General features: G+C 42.5%; 24 protein-coding genes. 1 reads left to right on the forward strand and 23 read right to left on the reverse strand.

Features of this window, described 5'->3' with window-relative positions; genetic code table 11:
* Positions 1–13: 13 nt before the first annotated feature.
* The 13 genes from HMPREF0847_RS08610 to HMPREF0847_RS08670 all read right to left on the reverse strand — a co-directional run bounded on the left by HMPREF0847_RS08610 (position 14) and on the right by HMPREF0847_RS08670 (position 10,032).
* Positions 14–1,123, reverse strand: a complete 1,110-nt coding sequence (locus tag HMPREF0847_RS08610) for a DUF4352 domain-containing protein (protein ID WP_008808462.1) — start codon at positions 1,121–1,123, stop codon at positions 14–16.
* 122 nt (positions 1,124–1,245) lie between these two features.
* A complete protein-coding gene (locus tag HMPREF0847_RS08615; RefSeq protein ID WP_008808461.1) occupies positions 1,246–1,962 on the reverse strand; it encodes a YebC/PmpR family DNA-binding transcriptional regulator in 717 nt (238 codons plus the stop codon).
* 229 nt (positions 1,963–2,191) lie between these two features.
* Positions 2,192–3,022, reverse strand: a complete 831-nt coding sequence (locus tag HMPREF0847_RS08620) for a DUF6612 family protein (protein WP_020992785.1) — start codon at positions 3,020–3,022, stop codon at positions 2,192–2,194.
* A 70-nt stretch (positions 3,023–3,092) separates the two neighbouring features.
* Positions 3,093–4,184 carry a nucleotidyltransferase gene (locus HMPREF0847_RS08625; RefSeq protein WP_008808459.1) on the reverse strand — a complete coding sequence of 364 codons (1,092 nt, stop codon included), beginning with the start codon at positions 4,182–4,184 and terminating at the stop codon, positions 3,093–3,095.
* A 1-nt stretch (position 4,185) separates the two neighbouring features.
* The gene (locus tag HMPREF0847_RS08630; protein ID WP_008808458.1) at positions 4,186–4,920 is read right to left on the reverse strand and encodes a class I SAM-dependent DNA methyltransferase; all 735 of its coding nucleotides are present in this window, start codon (positions 4,918–4,920) and stop codon (positions 4,186–4,188) included.
* A gap of 75 nt (positions 4,921–4,995) precedes the next feature.
* Complete coding sequence (rsfS, locus tag HMPREF0847_RS08635; RefSeq protein ID WP_008808457.1) at positions 4,996–5,361, reverse strand: ribosome silencing factor; 366 nt, start codon at positions 5,359–5,361, stop codon at positions 4,996–4,998.
* Between the two features lie 9 nt (positions 5,362–5,370).
* On the reverse strand, positions 5,371–5,874 hold the full coding sequence (locus HMPREF0847_RS08640; protein WP_008808456.1) for a cysteine hydrolase family protein: 504 nt from the start codon (positions 5,872–5,874) through the stop codon (positions 5,371–5,373).
* Positions 5,871–6,470, reverse strand: coding sequence for a bis(5'-nucleosyl)-tetraphosphatase (symmetrical) YqeK (gene yqeK, locus HMPREF0847_RS08645; RefSeq protein ID WP_008808455.1), 600 nt, complete (start codon positions 6,468–6,470; stop codon positions 5,871–5,873). Before yqeK ends, HMPREF0847_RS08640 begins: the two co-directional genes overlap by 4 nt.
* Positions 6,467–7,099 carry a nicotinate-nucleotide adenylyltransferase gene (locus HMPREF0847_RS08650; protein WP_008808454.1) on the reverse strand — a complete coding sequence of 211 codons (633 nt, stop codon included), beginning with the start codon at positions 7,097–7,099 and terminating at the stop codon, positions 6,467–6,469. The genes yqeK and HMPREF0847_RS08650 overlap by 4 nt, the downstream gene beginning before the upstream one ends.
* 28 nt (positions 7,100–7,127) lie before the next feature.
* A complete protein-coding gene (yhbY, locus tag HMPREF0847_RS08655; protein ID WP_008808453.1) occupies positions 7,128–7,439 on the reverse strand; it encodes a ribosome assembly RNA-binding protein YhbY in 312 nt (103 codons plus the stop codon).
* A 107-nt stretch (positions 7,440–7,546) separates the two neighbouring features.
* Positions 7,547–8,653, reverse strand: coding sequence for a ribosome biogenesis GTPase YqeH (yqeH, locus tag HMPREF0847_RS08660; protein ID WP_008808452.1), 1,107 nt, complete (start codon positions 8,651–8,653; stop codon positions 7,547–7,549).
* A gap of 2 nt (positions 8,654–8,655) precedes the next feature.
* Positions 8,656–9,183 carry a YqeG family HAD IIIA-type phosphatase gene (locus HMPREF0847_RS08665; protein WP_020992786.1) on the reverse strand — a complete coding sequence of 176 codons (528 nt, stop codon included), beginning with the start codon at positions 9,181–9,183 and terminating at the stop codon, positions 8,656–8,658.
* A 192-nt stretch (positions 9,184–9,375) separates the two neighbouring features.
* Positions 9,376–10,032: a hypothetical protein gene (locus HMPREF0847_RS08670; protein WP_020992787.1), complete on the reverse strand. Its 657-nt coding sequence runs from the start codon at positions 10,030–10,032 to the stop codon at positions 9,376–9,378.
* 194 nt (positions 10,033–10,226) lie between these two features.
* Here HMPREF0847_RS08670 and HMPREF0847_RS08675 point away from each other — a divergent pair, with 194 nt between their 5' ends.
* Positions 10,227–10,853, forward strand: a complete 627-nt coding sequence (locus HMPREF0847_RS08675; protein WP_008808449.1) for a TVP38/TMEM64 family protein — start codon at positions 10,227–10,229, stop codon at positions 10,851–10,853.
* Positions 10,854–10,904: 51 nt separating this feature from the next.
* On the opposite strand, the gene HMPREF0847_RS08680 is transcribed toward HMPREF0847_RS08675, so the two are convergent.
* The 10 genes from HMPREF0847_RS08680 to HMPREF0847_RS08725 form a co-directional block, all read right to left on the reverse strand.
* Entirely contained in the window at positions 10,905–11,816 is a 912-nt protein-coding gene (locus HMPREF0847_RS08680) for a DMT family transporter (protein WP_008808448.1), read from the reverse strand.
* A gap of 98 nt (positions 11,817–11,914) precedes the next feature.
* Complete coding sequence (locus tag HMPREF0847_RS08685) at positions 11,915–12,961, reverse strand: 2,3-butanediol dehydrogenase (protein ID WP_008808447.1); 1,047 nt, start codon at positions 12,959–12,961, stop codon at positions 11,915–11,917.
* Positions 12,962–13,188: 227 nt separating this feature from the next.
* Positions 13,189–13,482, reverse strand: coding sequence for a hypothetical protein (locus tag HMPREF0847_RS08690; protein ID WP_008808446.1), 294 nt, complete (start codon positions 13,480–13,482; stop codon positions 13,189–13,191).
* A gap of 92 nt (positions 13,483–13,574) precedes the next feature.
* Positions 13,575–15,008 carry an Asp-tRNA(Asn)/Glu-tRNA(Gln) amidotransferase subunit GatB gene (gatB, locus tag HMPREF0847_RS08695; RefSeq protein ID WP_008808445.1) on the reverse strand — a complete coding sequence of 478 codons (1,434 nt, stop codon included), beginning with the start codon at positions 15,006–15,008 and terminating at the stop codon, positions 13,575–13,577.
* A complete protein-coding gene (gene gatA, locus HMPREF0847_RS08700; protein WP_008808444.1) occupies positions 15,008–16,474 on the reverse strand; it encodes an Asp-tRNA(Asn)/Glu-tRNA(Gln) amidotransferase subunit GatA in 1,467 nt (488 codons plus the stop codon). The genes gatB and gatA overlap by 1 nt, the downstream gene beginning before the upstream one ends.
* A complete protein-coding gene (gene gatC, locus HMPREF0847_RS08705; RefSeq protein WP_005591696.1) occupies positions 16,474–16,776 on the reverse strand; it encodes an Asp-tRNA(Asn)/Glu-tRNA(Gln) amidotransferase subunit GatC in 303 nt (100 codons plus the stop codon). The genes gatA and gatC overlap by 1 nt, the downstream gene beginning before the upstream one ends.
* Positions 16,777–16,978: 202 nt before the next feature.
* Entirely contained in the window at positions 16,979–18,715 is a 1,737-nt protein-coding gene (aspS, locus tag HMPREF0847_RS08710) for an aspartate--tRNA ligase (RefSeq protein ID WP_008808443.1), read from the reverse strand.
* A gap of 402 nt (positions 18,716–19,117) precedes the next feature.
* Positions 19,118–19,675: a cysteine hydrolase family protein gene (locus HMPREF0847_RS08715; RefSeq protein ID WP_008808442.1), complete on the reverse strand. Its 558-nt coding sequence runs from the start codon at positions 19,673–19,675 to the stop codon at positions 19,118–19,120.
* Positions 19,675–20,463: a GTP-sensing pleiotropic transcriptional regulator CodY gene (codY, locus tag HMPREF0847_RS08720; protein ID WP_008808441.1), complete on the reverse strand. Its 789-nt coding sequence runs from the start codon at positions 20,461–20,463 to the stop codon at positions 19,675–19,677. The genes HMPREF0847_RS08715 and codY overlap by 1 nt, the downstream gene beginning before the upstream one ends.
* 282 nt (positions 20,464–20,745) lie before the next feature.
* Positions 20,746–23,424, reverse strand: coding sequence for an SEC10/PgrA surface exclusion domain-containing protein (locus HMPREF0847_RS08725; RefSeq protein ID WP_008808440.1), 2,679 nt, complete (start codon positions 23,422–23,424; stop codon positions 20,746–20,748).
* Positions 23,425–23,489: the final 65 nt, after the last annotated feature.

The following is a 23,489-nucleotide window of genomic DNA, read 5'->3' on the forward strand; positions in this document are numbered from 1 at the left end:
TCTTTTTTACTTTTTATGATATATCGCCTTCAAAAGCGACAACAATAGAATCATAAGTATAATCTGGTTCTACAACCCATTTCCCATCCGTCTTAACAAATGTTAACTGGTATTCAGATTCAGTTGTAAGAAGAGGATGAGAATCTAAACCAGCCGTCATCACGTCAGCATAATTCTTGTCAATTGCCTTATTAATTTCGGTCAGATTGGCATATTCTGAACGATGTTTTTCATAAAACGCTTTACGATGGTTTAAAATCGTTCTACTTAGACTGATCGTTTTTGGTCTAATCTTGATCACAACCGAATTTGGTAGGTACTGAGTTACCCTATAAGAAATCTCAGCCCTTTTGGCATTCATTTCTACATAAGAATCGATAAAAGCATTAACTTCGTCATCAGTAAATGGATAATCATGTAATTTACGCTTGAAATCCTCTGTAAACGCTGCCCTGAAGTCACTTTCATTTTGGGACAGGTCCCCTCCCAAAACAAAATCTTCCTTACCACCAGATGATTTAGCCTCATCCTTACTTTTAGCTTTTCCGCCCAAGAAAACAGTATTGAGATAGTCAAAAGCAAGTTTCTTACTTTCTGCCACCTGATTAGGATACTTAGCTGGATCAATAGTCAATTTAAATCCTTTGATTTTCTGTTTTGGGTTATAAATCTTTTTCTCATACTCAAGTTCATACTTACCGTTGGTTTCAACCTCAAAGACTAAATAACCAGAAAGAGATTTTCCTGCCGAGAGATTATCTAATTGTATTGTCTCAAAACCATGCTTATAATCACTGACTCTGCTTAACTTAACTTTTTCACCATTAGGATTATAGATATCAATATCAGAAGGAGAAATTCTAACTGTTTCATCTGATTTATTCTTAATTTCCAATTCCAAGGCTAAATATTTTGAATTTTCTTTTCCATCACTTGGCAGAATATACTGGCCGCCCTTTACTTTCATTTCTATCTCTTTGTTGCTAGCTGATAGGGCACCTGATTTCGCCTCTTTCTGCTCTGCTGGAGTGCCCCCACCATTACTTTGGCCAGGAAGTAGATCACAAGCCATCAAGCTCAGTCCAGCTACAAGTATGGCTACATATTGAAAGATTTTTTTCATGCTTGTCTCCTTGAAATAATATGTTCTCTTTATTTTATCATAATCGCCTTAACTGGTAAACGTCATTTGGAGTTTTCGATTATAATAAAAAAACCTGCAGTTCCAACTGCAGGTCCAGTAGATTAAAAGCCTTCGACATTTGTGTAGACTTTTTGAACGTCTTCATCGTCTTCAAGGACATCTACTAATTTTTCAAAAGTTGCAAGATCATCACCAGAGAGTACCACTTCTGACTGAGGAATCATTTCTAACTCTGTCACTTGGAATTCTTCAATGCCAGACTCACGCAGAGCTACGATAGCCTTGTGAAGATCCGTTGGTGCAGTATAAACCGTAATTGTTCCTTCTTCTGCTTCAACATCATCTACATCGACATCTGCTTCCAAAAGCAATTCAAAGATGCTATCTGCATCATCTCCTGCAAATACAACAACTCCTTTGTTATCAAAAAGGTAAGAAACAGAACCACTTGCTCCCATGTTCCCACCGTTTTTACCAAAAGCAGCACGAACATTCGCGGCAGTGCGGTTCACATTTGAAGTCAAAGTATCCACGATTAACATTGAACCATTAGGCCCAAAACCTTCGTAACGACCTTCTGTAAAGGTCTCATCTGTATTTCCTTTTGCTTTATCGATAGCTTTATCAATAACGTGCTTCGGTACTTGTGCTTGCTTAGCTCGGTCGATAACAAATTTCAGAGCTGTATTTGTTTCTGGATCTGGATCACCTTTTTTCGCTGCTACATAGATTTCAACACCGAATTTAGCATATACTTTTGAGTTTGCGCCATCTTTGGCCGTTTTCTTTGCCACAATATTGGCCCATTTACGTCCCATTGGAGGTTCTCCTTTTAATAGTTTACATTTTAATCTTTCTTATTATAACACAGGAACAAGGAAAAATCACTAAGAAAAATAGTCTAATTGGCTCTCTTTTATATCTTTTCTTTCACAGAAAAGGAGATCATTACCTGTTAACCTTAAACTTAGAATTCCCCATTGACTTGGTCTTTCTGAACTTAGCCTTGGAAAACTGAAATAGAATAGCGAAATTCAACTCACCGGCTTATTGTTCTTTTTTCTCATCAGAGATGGTTGGAATGTCTTCCTTTTTAACCAAGTTCCAGTCTGAGTAGCTTATCTCACTCTTGATAGTAAGTGTTCCTTTTTTACCTGAAGTAGATACAGCCATCTTGAATTCTTTGAGGAATTTACTTTTTTTGTCAATCTTTACAGTCAATTCATTCCTATATTTTGATTTAGGGAATTGTGATAAGTTAAACTGAAACTCTTTTTCATAAATGCCTATAACGTCGGCGCCCTTATTCTTCAAAGTAAGGACATAGGCGTCGTCCGTTTCTTCTAAAGCTAAATCTTCCGTTAGTTTATTTAAGCCGTTTAAGAGCTGGAAATAGTCTGGATTAACAATATACTTTCCACCTTCTCCATAAAGCTCTTTATCCCATTCTCCAGTTTTATTATAACGGGTATATAATGGAGTATTTTTACCACCCGGCATCAAGAGTTCTTTAAAATTCTCTTCTCCATTCTCCACAGTCTTAACAGTAATGTTTGCCATCTCTACTTCTTGCTTTTCAGTCTTATAGATAACTTGCGAAGTCATTTCTTGATTTTTTTGAATGGTTCCGTCTTTCGTTTTTAATGAACCGCTTATATCTCCTTTTTGACGAACACTGCTCATTTTTTCGTTGGCTATCTGGATTTCTTCCAATAGACTATCTATGTCTTTTGTTTTACTAGAACTTTGACTAGTTTTTTTCTGAGCACTGTTTTCTTGGCCATTGGCCTGCTTATTATTGCTTGAGTTTGAGCAGGCACCTAGGCCAAGGGCAATGATAGCCAAGAGGGAAAGTAAGATTGATTTTTTCATTCTCATAAAAGAAGACTCCTTTTTCTATTTTTATATTCTTTGACTTCTATCTTTCTAGTTTAGATAGAAGTTTTCTTTACAATAAAATCAGCGGAACTCGTCCAAAATTCTGTTCCTTAAGTGCAGGATTGCCTAGCTGGTAGACCTTGTCGGCCTGCTGGGTCAAACTGTCCCATGGTTCCTTGCCAATACGGCTGACCAATTCAACCTCTCCCTTAAGCTGGGACAAATGCTGCCGCCCCTGCTCAGAAAAGCCTAAAATATGGATGCCAGACGGAAGCTCTTCTTGCCTAGCTCCGACCAGAATATAGGTCAGCAGACGCCGGATCCGAGCCTTGGTGTAGCGCTTGGTCGCCACCTGCTCAACTAGCTCTTCTATGGTCTCACTGCTTTTCAAGGCCTCTCTGATCCTAACGGCCAACTCCTGATTGACCTGATAAAAGTCTGTCAAAGCCGGACAGGTCACTATCTGGTAACGGAGATAAGGAAAGAGATCCGACCAGGTCACCTTGGGAGCCGTTTCAAGCAAGTGATGGGCTGGAGTGAATTTCTTAAGAAAGTCTGGCTGATCCAGATTCTGGCGAAGGGCCGTTGCGGAAGCAAATTCTTGATTAGCTGATAAGGAATGATAGCCAGCTCCCTGACGTTGAATCGGGCACAGCTTTATAGTTTTTCCCGCCACAGCCTTGGCATAGGCCAAGCCCAAGATGTGGTTGGGAGTGGAGCCTGAGAAATTGAGCTCTGCAAACTCCTGCCACATGGCCTGAGTCTTCTGGGGATAGGATAGGGAATCAGGCAAACCAGACAGATAAGCCTCCATCTGCTCTGCCTTTTGACCATAGACCTTGGAAATACTCTCATAATCCAGCACTTCCTCAGTTCCAAATATTAGATGATCAATGCCCAGTCTCTCTAAGATGTCTACTGCCCCCTTAGCGAAAAAGTCCGCCGCCTGAACGCTGACCAAGAAAGGCAGCTCAAGGACCAAATCCGCTCCAGCTTCCAAAGCCATCTGTGCTCGAGTCCACTTGTCCACGATAGCCGGCTCCCCTCGCTGAACAAAATTACCACTCATAGCGATAATTTTCAGACCAGAAGCCTGCTCCAGCAGATATTTGTGGCCATTATGAAAAGGATTAAACTCTGCGATAATACCGGTAACTGTCATCTCATTTCTCCGCCACAAAGAACCAGCGAGCGCTCTTGTCAGTTGGCTCCTTGTCCTCAAAGTCCGCATAAACCTTGACATTCTTAAAGCCAGCCTGCTCCAGCAAGATATCATAGGTCAGAATCTCATAGGTCCGCTCCTCATGCACCTCATCATGGCGCGTGAAACGCCCATCTTCGTCTTGGACAAAGAAGGTCAGCTCATGCACGATGGAATGAGGCGGTTCGTCCGCATAAGAATCCCAGACCATGGCAAAGGTTTCAACATTTTCATGATAAGAATAGCCTGGAAAAACCTCGTCAATCTGGTAAATCGAGTGCACATCGAAGATAAAGCGACCGCCCTCATTTAGATGCTGGTAGACTTGAGTGAAGACCTGACCAACATCTACTTCGTCCTCCATATAGCAAATCGAATCCGAATAACAAGTCACCAAATCAAACTGACCGACGCCACTCAAATCCAGCATATTGCCCTGTATGAAGGGAATGTCCAAACCGGCTTCTCTGCTACGCTTCTCTGCCAAATCCAGCATTTCCTGACTCAAATCCAGCCCCGTCACCTCGAACCCTGCCTGCTTAAAATAAATAGACTGAATGCCCGTACCACAGGCCAACTCCAGCAGCTTTTTCTTATCCTTGGGAAAATGACGCAGGCTGAAATCCGTCCACTTCTCATACAAAGAATCATCCATAATCGCATCGTAAACCGACGCGAAGGTTTCATAAGTTGCCATACTTTTCCTTTCAAAAATAGCCCAGCCAGCAGGCTGACTGAGCCGAATTCTGCTTTCTTGCCTAAAGGCAAAAAATCACTTATTTTTTTCTTCCAATAGGGCCGCAACATCCACACCAGTTGCTTCGTGCCACAACTTTTCCAAATTGTAATGCGTCCGCATTTCCTCAGAAAAGACATGGACGACGATGCCTCCCAAGTCTAAGAGTACCCAGCCACCAGCTGCGTCTCCCTCAACATGACCAGCAGAAACACCCACCGCAGCAGCTTTCTCACGGATATTTTCAGCGACTGCATCCAGCTGACGACTGTTCATAGAGCTGACGATGACAAAGTAATCTGTCACAGTAGTCAGACCTTGCAAGTCCAAAGCCACAATATCTTCTGCACGCTTTTCATCGGCCGCCTTCACGACCAGTTCTAATAATTCTTGTTCTTTCATAGTTCCTCTTTAATTAAAAATGTTTTTGTAATCTAGAACTTCCGCAAAACGTCCATCCCAGATGTCCTCATAAAATTCATTTATCGTTTCTGCTGGAATGTCATCACCATCAAACGTTGTACAAGTTCCTTCTGGAACAATAAGCTTATAGCCATATTCAAAAGCAACCTTGACAGAGGTATCCACACAATATTCCGTCTGCATTCCACATAAAACTAGACGACCAATATCTTCTTTTTCCAAGTAATCCTTCAAACCTGTCTCTTTAAAAATACTATTATACTTCTTCTGAAAGACCTTTTCATCTGACTTTCGATTCAAGAAAGAAGACAACTGCCAATCTTCCAATGCACTATCTTCTGGATTTTCAATATGCTGAATATAGATAATTTCGACACCTTTACTCCTAGCCTGATGCTGCAGAAAGGAAATTTTATCCATCATTTTATCAGACTGAAAACCTGTCTCCACTAAGATATTTTGCACATCTATAATGATTAGAGCTGTTTTCATTCTTCTATTTCCTTCAAATATTCTACAAAGGCATTGTAGGTTTCCAAGGTCTGCGGATAGATGGGCATGCCTTTGTGAGCCAAGTGCTCCACAGTCCTTGCTGTTTCGTATGCCACGGCTTGATTGAGCGACCGCTGAGCCAGCTCTCTGGCCTTGTCCACTCCTGGAAAGTCCCGGTTGTGTTCAATATAGTCGGCGACATAGACCACCTTGTCCAGCTCAGACATGGTGCTACTGCCCACTGTATGAATCTCGATGGCTCGCAGTATCTCAGCATTTTTGATGCCTAAATCTTCCTGAATCTTGTAAATACCCACCATGCCATGCCAGACATTATTGCCCCAGTTTTTCAAGTCCGGATCCAGCCGGTATTTGTCAATCAAGGATAGAAAATCCTCGTCCGAGACCTTCTTAGCATAGTCGTGTAGGAGACCTGCCAGACCTGCTTTTTCGACGTCAAGACCAAAGCGCTCCGCTAATTCACGGGCAGCCTTTTCCACACCTAGACAATGCCACAGGCGCTTCTCGGGCATGACTGTTTCCATCTTAGCCAGCAAGGCCTCACGACTCATACTGATATAACTTTCATAGGTCATAGATAAAGCCCTTCTTTCTCGATATAGTCTAAGACTGGCTGAGGCAGTAGGAAATTAGGAGTCCGTCCCTGAGACAGGAAATCCCGCACCATACTGGAGGAAATATCCATAAGGGGCACATCCACCCAGATAACGGGGTAAGAAGTCCCCGCCTTGTAGCGCGGTCGCTGGACACCAACAAACTGAACCAGTTCAACCAGCTCATCAATCCGGTACCACTTGGGCAGGTAGTCCACCATATCCGCACCGATGATAAAGTAATAGTCTGTATCTGGGTGCTGCTCTGTCAAGAGCTTCATGGTGTCATAGGTGTAAGAAATTCCCTTGCGCTCCAGCTCAATAGTTTCAATCCCTAAGCCTTCAATGCCCTCAATAGCCAGCTCCAGCATTTTCAGCCGATGCTTTTCATCAATGGTCTCTTTCTTATCCACATGGGGTGGCTCGTACTCTGGCATGAGCAGGACCTGATCCAAGCCTAACTGTTGTCGGACCTGATCCGCCACGACCAAATGAGCATTGTGGACAGGGTTGAAATTCCCACCTAAAATGCCAATCTGTTTGCGTTTTTTATCTTTAACTTCTGGTTCTAATTCCACCTTGGTAAAGGGGGTCAGTAATTCAATAGCCATAGGCTGACATCTCCACAGAAATTTTTCCTTAAATTTGTTTTACTTTGACAGAGAGTTTGCGATTTTCCTTTTTGCTGGACTGCTTGTAGAGAATCAAGATCCGGCCAATCTTCTGCACCGTATCCACTCCGATTTCCTCTTCCAGAATCTCAGCGACCTCGTGGATATTCTCATCTGTATTCTGCAAAAGTGTGATCTTAATCAGTTCTCGAGCATCCAGTGCTTGACGGACGCTAGTTTTGATTTGGTCGTTGAGTCCATTTTTCCCAATCTGAATGATAGGTTTGAGACTATGTGCCTGACTGTTGAGAAAGGCGCGTTGTTTTGATGTTAGTGTCATGTTCTTCTATAAGGCTTGAATCAGTTAGGACTTGCTTGTCTTCCCACTGTTCATGGCCTTTTCCTTCCTTATTTTAAGGAGATTTATTCCCCTTTGTTTCTTGAGTATTATATAATCGCTTTCCTTGTGACAACCGCCACACCCTCTGGCGCCCAACCAGCTACTCGAGCAGGACCACTGACGCGAATCCAGCCCAAACCTGAGAATACGATATCTGTCTTGTCCTTGATGGTAAATTCATGCTTGACCAAGGCTGGAAACTCTTCCTTTTCCTTACCAACTGGCGGCACCAAGAGACTACCAACATGCTTGTCATAAAATTCGCTAGCACCTTGCAATTTGGTACGGTGGAGCTTAAGCTCATTATCAAAATAAGCTGTGAAGCCTTGCTTGTCTCCCGCCACAAAGTCAAAGCGACCCAAACCACCTAAAAAGAGGGTTTGCTCTGGATTGAGCTGGTAGGTTTTGGGTTTGATTTCCTTTTTGGGACTGACGTATTTGAGATTCTTAGCAGAAAGATAGTGAGCCATCTGGTGACGATGGATAATACCCGGCGTATCATAGATATGACTGCCATCTGCCAAAGGAATCTCGATTTTATCTAGAGTTGTCCCCGGGAAGCGCGAAGTCGTAATAATATCCTTGTCGCCTGTGATTTCCTGAATAATGGCGTTAATCAAAGTGGATTTGCCGACATTGGTAACGCCGACCACATAAACATCACGCCCTTTACGACAGTGCTCAATCTTGTCAATCAAGTCCTTAATCGCCTGCTTGTTCTGAGCAGAGGTCAGGACCACATCGACTGGACGCAGACCTTCTTCGTGAGCCCTCTCCGTCAGCCATTGGGTCACCTTGCTATCCTTGACCGACTTAGGCAGAATGTCCTTTTTATTCCCGACCAAGAGAACATCGTTTCCAGCAACAAAGCGAGGCAGGCCAGGGATGACCGAGCCATTGAAGTCAAAAATATCGACAACATTGACGACCAAGGCATCACTATCTCCAACCTCATGAAGAAGCCGTAGAAAGTCATCATCCGTCAGCTGGACGTCGCTGATTTCATTATAATGGCGCAGGCGGAAACAGCGTTGACAATAGAGTTCGCCTGTCTCCAAGCCTTTTTCTAGAGCTGACTGAGGCGTGTAGCCTAGCTTGCCCTTATCTTCTGTCTGAATAGTGGCTCCGCAGCCGATACAGAGAAGTTCTTCCATGCTTAAATTCCTTTTTTGTATTGAATTGGGCCGTATTTTTCATTGATTTTCTTGAGCACACGGCGTTCACGCGCCCGATTGATCTGAGTCTTAATAGAGTCGTGCTCAACCAGCGGTTTGACCAAAATCGAGCGAATCCCGGCCCGATGCGCTGCTCGAATATCCGTCATGAGCTGATCGCCCACCATGACCACTTCATTTTTTTCAAAATGGAAAAGCTTGAGTGCTCGGTCGATTCCCCAAGTGAAGGGTTTCATCGCCCAGTAGATATAGTCAATTTCAAACTTTTCAACAGCCCGCTTTACCCGTTTTTGGTTATTATTGGACACTACGATAATTCGAATACCCGCGTCCCGCAAATCATGGAGCCACTTCTTCATCTCTGGGGTTCCGTCAGGATTATTCCAAGCAATCAGGGTGTTATCCAAATCCACCAAAACCGCTTTGATCCCCTGTTTTTTCAAACTCTCTACTGTCAAATCGTAAACTGCCTCAACCGCAAAGTCCGGCATATAATCTTCAATCGCCACATCTCTCTCCAAAAATTCGTATTCTCATTATTATAGCATAAAATGGGCTTTTTGGCACTCATGGTCCTCTTTCTTCTAGAGTGGCTAGGTGATGTTCACTTTTCTATTTTCCAAGCAAATGAAAACAGCTCCCCAAACAGGAAGCTTTATTTTAAAATGGAACAAAGATTATGCTCATAGTCCAAACAAATCTCAATTTTTTTCTTTCCGTAACTTCAATTCATAAAACTTTTGAAGTTCAAGGATAATAGTCGTTTCTCCTTCTTTTCCATCTCTTGTGATGTGAAGCACCTTAGAAAACTTCTGAAAATCCTTTTCTTCCTCACCTGGGGCGATACGAATATCGACAGATTGCCATTGACCATCTTTCTCTTCATATCCTACTAAAGCAACTAGAAATAATTTCCCTACTATATGACCACCTGTAAAGAAATCTGCCGTATCATTAAAAAGACCACCATAATACATCGGATTAGATAAAGCAAATAGTATAATATTTTTTCTCTCCAATTTTCCATCAACACTAGCTAGGGGAATCTCATCTACCTTCTTAAGCATTGGTAAAACTGTTTCACGCTTTAATAAACCTACAAAATAACTATTGTATAATGAATCTGAATTCATAATTTTATCATAGCTATTCACATATTCTGCAGCTATAGCAAAGAGAAACAAAAAGAAATAACTTGATATGAATAGAATAATCCATTTTTTTCTAAAAAAGATGCACCAAAAAATTAAAAATAATACGAACAACAAGATTGTAGTTGGATAGAAAAATGTTCTTATGAGATTCTCATATGCAATCTCCCACAATTTTTGACGATATAGATTTAGATATTCTTCCACTGGAGAACCTCCTGACACACTGAAATTTCAACCTAGATATATGCAATCATTCCAATTTTTACACAATTATAGATTATTGTCAATTGCTTATATAATTTTATCATCTTTTAGAATTTTGGACCCTCACAGCCCAAAGCTTACAAAAAACGTAAAACATGCTATAGTAGAATTAGTTTATTTTATTGGAGGAAAGTATGTCAGAGAGAAATCGACAATTACAGGCTGTGTCCCCTTTTTTACAAAAAGTTATTAATTGGTCTTCTATTATTGGGGCTGTTGGGACTATCGCCTTTTGTATCTGGGCTTATCAAGCCGGAGTTTTACAATCAAAAGAAACACTCTCTGCTTTCATCCAACAAGCAGGCATATGGGGACCCCCACTCTTTATCTTTTTACAAATTCTGCAAACTGTGGTCCCAATTATTCCTGGAGCTTTAACCTCAGTCGCTGGTGTCTTTATCTATGGACACATCGTAGGAACGATCTATAACTACATCGGTATCGTCATTGGTTGCGCCATCATCTTCTACCTGGTTCGAATCTATGGCCCGGCCTTTGTTCAATCCGTTGTCAGCAAGCGAACTTACGACAAATACATTGGCTGGCTTGATGAAGGCAATCGTTTTGATCGTTTTTTCATCTTTATGATGATTTGGCCAATCAGCCCCGCAGATTTTCTTTGTATGCTGGCTGCTCTGACCAAGATGACTTTCAAACGCTATATGATTATTATCATTCTGTGCAAACCCTTCACACTAGTTGTTTACACTTATGGCTTGACTTATATTATTGATCTCTTCTGGCAAATGGCGCCCAAATAAGAAGAAGCATACAAAAGACCGAGACAAATGTCTCGGTCTTTTGAGATAGATTTATAAAAGTCCTTTTTTTCTTTGGATGAGCAAGTCTTTTAAAGAAATCAACATAACCGCGACTAGAATCATAGCCATTCCTAGAAAATCTAGAGCGTAAAATTGTTCCTGCATGATTAAAAAAGCAAAGAAAACTGCTGAAATCGGCTCAATCGAAGCTAGCAAACTTGATTTAACTGGTCCTACCAAGGTTGTTCCTTTCAAAAAGACGGTATAGGCAAAGATGGTTCCAACAAGGATAATACCGAACAAGGCCATGACAATATCAGGAGTAAACTTCCATTGATGTTGACTTAAGCCACTGAAAAGGAGTAAAAGAAGGCCAGCTACTGTCATACCAATTCCAATCACCAACATACTACCCCATTTTTTTATCACATCAATAGGCAAAAGGATATAGAGCGAGTATGTAAAGGCAGAGAATAAACCTAGAAGTAAGCCCTTTGGCGTCATAGATAACTGATTAAGCTGACCATGAGTTGCAATCAAGAAAGTACCACCAATCGCTAAAATCATCGAAGCGATTTCTGATACAGTTGGGGAGACCTTATCCTTGATGCAAGTATAGGCTAAAAGCCCCACAGGACATAAATATTGTAGCACTGTTGCTGTTCCTGCATTTGTTTCATGAATAGCCTCCAAATAGGCGTATTGATTAAGAAAAAGACCAAACAAAGCAAAAACAAAGATCATCACGAGTGATTGCTTATCCTTCCAGATCTGACCAAATGACTTGGGATCAGCAAAATAAGCCATCCCTATCAGAGCAAGACCCGCCACTAATAAGCGAAAGTTGGCCAAACTCAGAGCAGAAAATCCGTGCACCATCAAATATTGGCCACTCGTTCCAGACAGCCCCCAAGCTGTCCCAGCCACTAGTGTATAAATGGTCCCTCTTACTGTCTTAGACATCCTAAATCTCTCTCCTATTACTTTGTTTATTATAGCATAAACCATAAAGAAAAATCAGCCAATTTTGACTGATTTTCATACCATAGTTAAGCAAAAATTTATTCAGGGGACACCAAAATTTTAATCTGAGCCTTATCCTGAGTCAGCTCGATAAAGCCTTCTTGCACAATATCCTCCAGCTTAATCTTCTTGGTCACAAGCTTATCCGCAGAGAAGTAGCCTTGCTCCATCAGCTCCAGCACCTTAGGGAATATATGCCGATAGGCGATAATACCCTTAAGCGATTTTTCTTGAATGGCAAATTCATTTGGATTAATGCTGGCTTCTCGCTCCCAAATAGAAACCACCATACATTCTCCAGCCTTGTGAACAGCAGCCAAAGCTTGCCCCAGAACAACTGGTACTCCGGTTACTTCATAAGACACATCTGCTCCACCACCCGTTAAACGCTGGATAGCAGCTACCACATCTTCACCTTCTTCTGGTCGCACAATGATGGCCCCAAGCTCCTCTGCTTTTGCTTGGCGCTCTGGAGATAACTCGACACCATAAATCTTAGAGGCACCGGCCGCCCGCAAAGCCTCTACAATCAAGAGTCCAATTGGTCCCAAACCGAAGACCACCGCAGTATCGCCCGTCTTAAGAGCTGACTGACGGACCGCGTAAACTGCCACAGCAGCAGGTTCTGTCAAGGCTGCCTGCTCATAGCTAAGACTATCTGGAACTTTGTGAACAATGTCTCCATCCAAAACACAATATTTGGCAAAACCACCATCAGCCGCCAAACCGACAAAGTTTAGATTAGGGTCCAAATTATAATCACCGACAAGATTATGCTTAGCTAAAATAGGTTCAACTGTTACCCGATCGCCAACTTTGACCCGTGTTACGTCACTTCCAACCTCAACAATTTCCCCAGCAAACTCATGTCCCAAGGTTACAGGCGCTTTCTGTCCAGAGTAGACATGCTCTGTTTCAGTCGGAATAAAAATTGGTCCGTCCAAGTATTCATGCAAGTCAGTACCACAGATTCCTGTGAACTTGACCGCAATCTTAACCTGATGCGGTTTGACTTCTGGTACGTCCACCTCTTCAATGCGAACATCTTTAGCGCCATACCAACGAGCAGCTTTCATTTTTGCCATAAACATACCTCGCTTTATAATTCGTTAGTTTTATTGTAAACCCTTTCACAAACCTTGTCAAAAGATTAGCAGAATCTCAGAAAAAAGATTTAATTAAAAACATTTGTTACTTCAAATTATATCACTTTGTTTATTATAGGATAGAAGAGAAAAAATCAGTCACTTCTGACTGATTTTTCTATAGTTTAGAAAATCTTAAATTCCGCTCCTGTTGCAATTTGGGAATATTAACCCTCTATTTCAAGAAGTAAATAAGGTAAGCCTAAGATAGTCCCAAGAATTCCTAGCATAACACGAATTCCAGAAGCTTTAACAAGTACCTTTTGGCCATTTTTTACTTGAATTTTATGAGACTTCATAAAACTTTGTCCAACCTGTAGCTCAATACTGTCTCCCTCAAATGACAGAGTTTTGCTTTCATTATTTGAAAGTTTATGTACAAGTTCACCATTAAGATATACCGCTACTTTTTGAGCAACACCAACAATACCCGTATCACGCGTAATTGTAATTTCCGACATAACTAACTCCTTTAATTTTTATCTATTCTATCATATCGGATATTTCAAGAAAAAGCAAAAAACCAGCCTCACGACTGGTTTTCTACTTATTTCTATAGTTTTTCCAACTCTTCATTGAGCAGTTTTTGTGCTACTTGCGGGTTAGCTTGGCCCTTAGTGGCCTTCATGAGCTGGCCGATCAAGGACTTGGCCGCATTCTTATTGCCACCCTTATAGTCATTGATAGCTTTTTCGTTGTTGGCAAATACTTCTTGGATGATTGGCAGAAGCTGGGCAGGGTCTGAGATTTGAATCAGACCAGCTTTTTGCACATATTCCTTGGCAGAGCCACCATTTTTAGCTAGATGGACAAAGACCTTCTTAGCAATCTTAGAGGAAATCGTTCCGTCTGAAATCAGAGCAATCATTTCAGTCAGGTTCTCAGGCGTCAGCTCAATCTCAGAGATGGTCTTGCCTTCGGCATTGAGGTATTGAGCCACATCTCCTTGGAGCCAGTTAGAAACAGCCTTGGCGTCACCGCCTGCCGCAACAGCTGCTTCAAAGAAATCTGAAACTGCTTTCGTCGCTGTTAACTGCTTGGCATCGTAGTCAGACAGACCATAATCGCCCACATACTTAGCCCGGCGTTCTTTTGGAAAGGCTGGCAGACTGCTACGCACTTGCTCAATCCAAGCATCCTCAATCTCAAAGATAGGCAGATCAGGCTCTGGGAAGTAACGGTAGTCCGCTGAACCTTCCTTAACCCGCATGAGCAGAGTTTCGCCAGTTGCTTCGTCATAACGACGGGTTTCCTGACGGATTTGGCCACCGCTGCGTAGGATTTCAGCCTGGCGTTTTTCCTCAAATGCTAGACCCTTACGAACAAAGTTGAAGGAGTTGAGGTTTTTCAGCTCAGTCTTGGTACCAAACTCTTCCTGACCATAAGGACGGATGGAAATATTGGCGTCGACACGCATGGAGCCCTCTTCCATCTTAACATCAGAAATGCCCGTGTACTGGATGATTTCCTTGAGGGCAGTCAGATAGGCATAAGCTTCTTCTGGACTGCGCATATCCGCTTCAGATACAATCTCAATCAGTGGCACTCCTTGACGGTTGAGGTCCACATAAGAGTAGCCATCGCTACCGTGGGTATTCTTTCCAGCATCTTCTTCCAAGTGAGCCCGCTCGATACGGATTTTCTTGGTCGTGCCATCTTCTAGCTCAATCTCAATCCAGCCATTGTAGCCAATCGGCTCATCAAACTGAGAAATTTGATAGGCTTTTGGATTGTCCGGATAGAAGTAATTTTTGCGGTCAAAGTGCATCTTCTGGTGAATATCCATGTTCAAGGCCAGAGCAGCCTTGATACCATAGTCAATGACACCCTTATTCATAACAGGCAGGACACCTGGGAAGGACCAGTCAATGATATTGGTGTTGGCATTGGGATCTTCACCGAAGTGAGCTGGAGCTGGTGAGAAAATTTTTGAATTGGTCTTCAATTCAACATGGACTTCCAGTCCGATAACTGTTTCAAAGTTCATTATTTTTCACCTCCAAAGATAACTGGCTGCTGTTTGTGGTAGTCAGTCGTCGCTTCAAATGCTGCGGCTGCCTGATAGATGGTCGCTTCATCGAAGTGGTTCCCAATCAGCTGCAAGCCGACAGGAAGACCGTCTGCAAAACCAGCTGGAATTGAAATGCCAGGTAGGCCAGCCAGATTGACTGGAATGGTCAAAAGGTCAGCCAGATACATAGCCACTGGATCTTGGTTTTGACTGCCCAAGTCATATGCTACTGTTGGTGCAGTTGGACCTAAGATCAAATCATATTTTTCAAAAACCTTAGCAAAATCTTGCATAATCAAGGTCCGAACCTGACCAGCTTTCTTGAAGTAAGCATCATAGTAACCAGATGACAAGCTGAAAGTACCCAGCATGATCCGACGTTTCACTTCTTCACCAAAGCCTTCGCTACGAGATTTGACATAGACATCTTCTAGATTTTCAATGCCTTCTGCGCGGTAGCCATAGCGAATACCGTCAAAACGTTGCAGGTTAGAGCTGGCTTCAGAGGAAGCAATGATATAGTAAACAGCCACACCGTACTTGCTATGAGGCAAGCTAACTTCTTCAACGATAGCTCCCAAGATTTCCAAGTGCTTCGCAGCTGCTAAAATCGTTTCCTTAACCTTGCTGTCAATTCCCTCACCCATGTATTCCTTAGGCAGGGCAATCTTCATTCCCTTGATGTCTTGGCCAATCTTGCTGGTAAAGTCTGGCACTGCCTCTTGTGATGATGTCGAATCCTTAGGATCATTACCAGAAATAACATTCAGAAGCTGTGCATTTTCCTTAACCGTTTGAGAGAAAGGCCCAATCTGGTCTAAAGAAGAACCAAAAGCAATGAGACCAAAACGAGAAACCCGTCCGTAAGTTGGCTTGAGACCGACTACACCGTTAAAGGAAGCAGGCTGGCGAATAGAACCACCCGTATCCGAACCTAGTGACAGACGGACCTGACCAGAGGCAACAGCTGTCGCTGAACCACCAGATGATCCACCAGGAACCTTACTGCTGTCCCAAGCATTCTTAGTCGTCTTAAAGTAAGAGTTTTCGCTGGAACCGCCCATGGCAAACTCGTCCATGTTGGTCTTCCCAACGATAATCATATCCTTACCGTAAAGCTTCTCTACGCTGGTCGCATCGAAAATCGGCTTATAGTTGTAGAGCATTTTAGAGGCAGCCGTCGTCAAAATCCCCTTGGTTGAGATATTGTCCTTAACTGCCAGCGGAATCCCGCTCATGAGATTGTCAGCATCAATGCCCTTGGCATCTAGAGCCGCAGCCTGAGCCAAAGCTTCCTCTTCGCTAACAGTAATGAAGCTGTCTACAGCTCCTTCACGTTCTTTAATATCCGCCAAAGTTGCCTGAGTTAACTCTACCGCAGAAATTTCTTTCTTGACCAGCAAATCATGCAACTCTTCAATAGTCTTGTGATTAAAAGTCATTAGGCATCTCCTCCGTCATCTAGGATGGCAGGCACTTTGATGTACCCCCGCTCTTTTTCAGGCACATTTTGGAAAAGCTCTTCCCGATTCCAGCCTGGCTGAGCCACATCTTCTCGCATATAGTTGATATTGGCAGCTACATTAGAAGTGAAAGGCACACCCTCTGTATCTACTTCATTGAGCAATTCGACCATGTCGACAATCTTAGACAAAGTCGTTGCAAACTCAGCTGTTTCTTCTGGTGAGAAAGCCAACTTTGATAGCTTAGCTACATGACTTACTTCTTCTTGAGTAATCTTCATCTCTGATTCCTTTCGTAGAATATGTGAGTTTTAGTGACTGAAAATAAGAATTTGAGTTGAGTTCTTTATTTCCAGAGCTTAGCTCACCTTCGATTTGATAGGCTAGAGGACACCGATTTTTTAGCATCCACTAACTCCTTTCTTGGGCTTATTCCTGCTATCTTTCAGGAATTCGCATCATTTCATTTTACCATATTTGGCTCTATTTCTTCAATTCCAAATGCAATTCTTTTACCTGTCTTTGGTCAACCAGACTCGGACTTTCCAGCATAGGATCAAAGCCTGTACCATTTTTTGGAAAGGCGATGACCTGGCGAATATTTTGCTCTCCAGCCAAGATCATAACTAAACGATCCAATCCTAGAGCTAAACCACCATGTGGCGGGAATCCGTATTCCAAGGCTTCCAGGAAGAAACCAAAGTCACGTTCATAGTCTTCTCGGCTCATGCCTAAAAGCTCAAACATAGCTTCCTGAGCCTTCCGATCATGAATCCGCAGACTTCCTCCGCCAATCTCATAGCCGTTCAAGACGATGTCGTAGGCGTGGCTACGGAATTGACCAGGCTCTTGGCCTTCTTCAAAGATTCCCTGTGTGAAAGGATGGTGCATAGCTTGATAGCGATTTTGATCTTCATTCCACTCCAGCAGTGGCCAATCTACAACCCAGAGGAAATGAAGCAGACTCGGATCAATCAAGTCTAAAGCTTTTGCGACTTCTAGGCGAAGATGTCCCAAAGCTTCCCGAGCTCGACGCTTCTTAGCCATGACTAGCAGGATTAAATCTCCATCCTTTGCCTCAAAACGTGTCAGTAACTCCTGACTTTCAGCTTCAAAGGTGCTAGCCAAATCACCAACCAACTGGCCATTTTCAACCTTGAGGCTGGCAAAACGGCTACAACCAAATTCCTTCATTTCCTGATAGTAGTGACTTAGTTGCTTTTTGCTAAAAGCACTAGCCGCACCTGGCACACAGATTCCCATCACTTCCTCTTGGTTATCCAAGGCTTTCTTGATAAGAAGCGATTCATTGGACTGGCATAAATCCGTCAAATTCTTCAGCTCTAAACCAAAGCGTGTATCTGGCTTATCAGAGCCGAAACGACTCATAGCTTCTTCATAGCTGATCGTCGGAAAAGCTTCCGTCAGCTCTAAACCATGAGTTTTCTTGACAACAGACTTGAGCATAGCTTCAACCAGAGCTCGGATTTCTTCCTCGCTGGCAAAGCTCAACTCCAAATCCACCTGAGTAAACTCTGGCTGCCGGTCCCCCCGCAGGTCTTCGTCACGGAAGCAACGAACAATCTGATAATAGCGCTCAAGGCCAGCTCCCATAAGCAACTGTTTGAGCATCTGTGGGCTCTGAGGTAGCGCGTAGAATTGATTTTTATAGATCCGACTAGGAACTAAGAAGTCTCTAGCACCTTCAGGAGTTGACTTAGTCAGATAAGGCGTCTCCACTTCCAAAAAGTCCAAACCATTCAAATATTCTCGAATAGTTGAGGTGACCTGATGACGAACTTTAAGGTTATGTGTCATCTTCTCACGGCGCAAGTCCAGGTAGCGGTATTTCTGACGCAGGTCTTCTCCTGTATGAGCATGCTGATCTAGCTCAAAAGGTAATGTCTTGCTACTAGCAATGACTTCAATTTTCTCAGCTCTCAGCTCAACCTGACCAGACTTAATGGCTTTATTAACAAAACGCTCTTCACGCTGAACAACTTGTCCAGTCACTGCAATAAGATCTTCCTTGCCGATTTCTTCCAGCTTAGCAAAATCTTCAATCTCACCGCTAACAAAAACCTGAAGTAAGCCCTCACGGTCCCGCAACTCAATAAAGGCCAGCTTACCGTGATTGCGGATATTTGCCACCCAGCCTTGTGCTGTCATAGTCTGTCCAACTTGCTCTAAACCATAGTTTCCGATAAAAATTTCTTTCATCTCTTCCTCTTTCTTTATACTCTCATTTGGTGAAAGTTTCTTTTTCTATATTCTTGCATTCCCATACCAATAGCCCACCAAATCATTATAGAAATCCATTGTCGGCTTCCTTGTTGGTTGATCAAAAAGCCTTGGATAGAACTTCGTTGTCTATTTTGAATGAAATCTTAGAGATATAGAAAAAACCACAGCTTCCTCTGTAAAAACAGACGAAAACCGTGGTACCACTGTTATTTGCCACCTAAAAAGGTAGCCTCTAAGCTCGTAACGTGAGCAACGTTTGCGCTTTATCACGCAAAAGATTATGAAACATGTTCTTCGAATTGTGCTTTCTTGGCGCTGCTCTCAGCTTCCAGCGCTCTCTGTGCAAGTTAGCATACCTACTCTGTTTCTCTTTTACTTTTAAATTGTTTCTATTATAGTCGAACCTAGTACATTTTGCAAGTGATTGAGGGCAAATTTGTGATTTTCCTCTGAAATCGAAGCAACAGCCGGCTCTATCACTTGGATATGGTAGCCTAAATTGTAGGCATCAATTGCCGTATGCATAACGCAAATATCCGTCAAGACTCCTGTCAAAATGACCGTATCTACATGTCTTTCTCTCAAGCGAATATCTAAATCCGTCCCAGAAAAAGCAGAATAGTGGCGCTTATCCATCCAAAAGACCCGAGAATCTCCTTTATGTTTCTCATAGAAATCTGCCAAAGGTCCATATAAGTTTCGACCACTAGTTCCCTTGATATTGTGGGGAGGGAAAAGCTTGCTTTCAGGATGAAAGGCATCATTCTCATCGTGGGCATCAATAGTAAAAAAGATATAATCCCCACGCTCAAAGGCTTCTTCAGTTACTTGGGCAATGGCTTCAGAAATTGCCTGAGCAGGAGCTCCGGCTGTCAACTTTCCCTCGTCTGCCACGAAATCAACTGTATAATCAATCGAAATTAGCGCTTTTGCCATCAGTAGTCCCTCTTTTTAATTTCCTCAAAAACATCTGGAATCAACACTTTCAGATAAGTCCCCTTCATTCCCAAAGAACGGCTCTCAATGATCCCAGCACTCTCTAGCTTACGCAAGGCATTGACAATAACAGACCGCGTAATTCCAATACGGTCAGCAATGACAGAAGCTGTCAAGTGGCCTTCATTCCCATTTAGCTCTCCTAGGATAGCTGAAACAGCCCGTAATTCTGAATAAGACAAAGTGTTTACTGCCATTGTCACTGCTGTACGACGACGGATATTCTTTTCATCTTCTTCTCTTTGGAAATTCAATAACTGAATGCCCACAACGGTACTTGAAATTTCTACTAAGACCAAATCATCATTATCAAATTTCTCGTCATTTCGCCAAATAATCAAAGATCCCAAACGAATCCCTGAAACATGAATTGGTGCAATAGTTGTCAAACCATCTGGAAAATCCGACTGTGTCTCAACCGGAAAGATGGATAATTCATGCTCGACTGGCAAATTAGCCTCTGTATCGTAAATTAAATTAGCAGAACGAATATAATCATCTGGGAACATTTTAGTTTGGTAGAAGGCCTCTACACGGTCATTGTTTGTTTTGTACCGCATAAAGTAACCCAACAAACGTCCCTTGCTATTAACAATACAAGCATTACAGTCCATAATTTCTGCCAACTGTCTTGTAATGTCATTGTATGGCAACTCTTCTTGAAGCTGCTCTTCAGAGCGCTTCAAAATAGATGTAATTTTTCTTGTTTTTTCTAATAAATGTGCCATAAGCCACCTCGTATTTAGTCCGATTGATTATATCATAAATTGACAGAAATTTCAATAATTATCTGAAAATTGCCTATTGAATAATAATTCTTTACAATTTATCCAGCGAACGATTTTAGTTCCTTCAAAACCAACATATTTTTGAAAACAGCGCGAGGTCCTGATTTAAATTTATTGGGATTTCAACGCTTCTTTTTGTAAAAAAAGGAAGTTAGGAGCTTATCTCATCCTAACTTCCGGCCTATTATCTTATTCACTATATCTATAGCTTCTTCAAAAAATCTAATTTTTGCTTTCTTTTTTATGCTTCCAAATCAGCAGAGCAAAACCAGATACCAAAGCGAGAATTCCACTCATTACCGCCCAGACAGAAAGCCTGCTTCCTGTATTCGGCAATTTTGCAGAGCCTACAGAGTCCTGCATAGAATGATTCTCACTAGGATCAGATGACATTGCTGATGCCCTGCTAGCATCCGCTTTGCGAGTAGCATCCGCTTTGCGAGTAGCAACTCCTTTAACGATCGGCTCCTCTTTCGTTTTCACTAGCGGATCTGAACCAGATTCTTGCGTCTGCATTTCCTCACTTGGATTAGACTGGACTGGACCATTCAAGCGCTTCTCTGTCTGATCCAAAATATTTCGATAGTGATCATCGCGTTTTTGTTTCTCTTGAGCTTGGAGTTGAGCAGCTAAACTGTTATAAACTTTCTCTGCTTGGGCCTGAGCAGCTTTCAGCTCTGATAGAGTCTGCTGTTTAGCTTCTAGATCGCTAGTCTTATCAGCTAAATCCTTCTCAGCTGCTGCCAGATTGGCTTGAGCTTGTTCCAGATTCGTTTGAGCATCCTGCAGGTTAGCTAAATTCTTTTGGGCTTGATCCAAAGCGGTCTGAGCTTGAGCAACTGCCGCTTGGGTGGCATCACGCTTTGTTCTAGCCTCTTCCAAAGCCTGATTGGCCTGAGCCAATGCTTTTTCTTCTTGAGCTAGTCTATCTCTGGCTACAGCTTGGGCGGCCTGAGCAGCCGACAAGGTCTCTTGATATTTTGAGAGGGCAGCTGCCTTATCTGCCTGATCCGAATTCGCAAGATTCAGTGCCTCTTGAGCCTTAGATAATTTTTCTTGATTCTTTTCTAATTCCTGCTTAGCAGTAGCTAGGGCGGCTTGGGCAGTTGCAAGTTCTAGAGGCGCTTGCTTGGCTTCATCTAATTGTTTTTGCGCCGTTTGCACCGCAGTTATAGCTTGGTCATAAGCAGTTTGAGCAGCACTTTTTTCTGCTTGTGCTTGATCATGAGCGCTTTTAGCTTGATCATAGGCTGCCTGAGCTTGGGCTAAAGCTTGCGGATCACTAGAAGTAGAATTTCCACTAGCTGTTAAAGGTGTAGCATCAAAGTTATTTTTTGTCGCATATTTAACTTGATCTTCAGAAACCATGGTGAAATGGGCTACCGTGATATCGCTCTCCATAGAGAAATCAACACCTAAATAATTTTTCTGGCTTCCTGTATTAAGTCCAGAAATTGACTTGGCATGGACCCATTCATAGCCATTATACATAAATTCAACAAGAGAGAAGTAGATGTCGCGCTTCATATCTGCCACGCTCATCTGAGCTGTATTAGCCCGCCAGATATAGGCATTTTCATAGTATTGAAGCCCTTGTTGCTCTTGCTCTGAAGTGGTCGTGACCAATCCATATTCACGAGCCACCCGATTTATCCCCCAAGTATCATGGTGATAGCGATTCATCAAATCCCAGTTCCAATTGTCATTTCTGTATGCTTGGGAAACCTTGTCAGCAAACTCTAAAGATGATGGCGTTAGTAAGGTTTCACCTGTACCCATTTGAGCACGCAATTGGTTAATTAATTCTGAAGCAAACTGCGATAACTCTCTGCGAACCTCATAAGGAATATTATTGGTATCATACATTTTAGTGCTATCATTCGGATCTGCTATGTAGTTATTGTAAGATTTGGCCTTATCGTTAACTGCTGTCAACGTTGCTTCAATCTGACTGATTTGAGATTGCGGTGTATTTGGATCAGCCAACTGTTTCAATGCAGCAATATACTCCGGCGTCATGTAAAGCCTGTTTTTGTTGTTAGAAACAGAAGGTTTCAGACTGTCATTTTCAGTAGCCTGGGCTGCTTCCAAACTCGCCTGAGCTTGACTGAGCTTAGCTTGAGCTTCAGCTTCCTGAGAACTTGCTTTATCCAAGGCTTGTTTAGACTTTTCAGCATCAGAGTCTGCCTGAGCTTTATTTGAAACAGCCTGATCAATTTTTTCTTGACGCTGACTATCTGATTGCTCAGCCTTGTTCACTTCCTCCTGTGCTTTATTGACTGCAGCCTGACTATTGGCTACATCTGCTTTTGCTTGTTCAAGATTTGCAGAAACTTCTGCACTCGATCCCTCTTGACTCTTTTGAGTTCGTTCCAAATCAGCTTGAGCTTGACTAACCTTTTCGTCTGCTTTTTTCAGAGCTTCTTTAGCCTCTTGAGTTTTTTGAGCTTGAGAGTTTGCCTGATTCTGACTTTTATCCAGTTCAGTTTGACTTGCTTGAGCTACTTTTTCTGCTTCCTTCACGGCTTCCGTTTGATTAGCTACAGCCTCTCTAGCCGCTTCTTTAGTTGCAGAAGATGCTTGAGTCCCTTCTTCAGCAGTTTTAACTGCCTCTTTTGCCAGCTCAGCATTCGCTTTGGCAGTTTCTACGGATTTTTCCGCTTCCTTGACCGCTGCTTCCTCTTCTTTGACCTGCTCATTCTTTTGATCTAAGCTGTCTTTAGCAGCATCAACTTCAGCCTTATTAACTGCTGAAACAGCTTGGGTATTTGTCCCTTGATCAATCGTATCTTCTGGCGCCGGCTTGCCTCCTGTCACTTGATCTGCTTTGGCCTCTTTGGCAAAGAGCAAAGACAAAGCAAGGGCACCAACAGAAAATGCACTCAGCATTTTTTTAAACATAAAAACTCTCCTTTGTGTTTAAATCTTTTCATCATTAGTAAAATAATGATGGAATTATTCTACCA

Origin of the sequence: Streptococcus sp. 2_1_36FAA (genome assembly GCF_000161955.2) — a bacterium.
GTDB classification, from domain to species: Bacteria; Bacillota; Bacilli; order Lactobacillales; family Streptococcaceae; genus Streptococcus; species Streptococcus gordonii.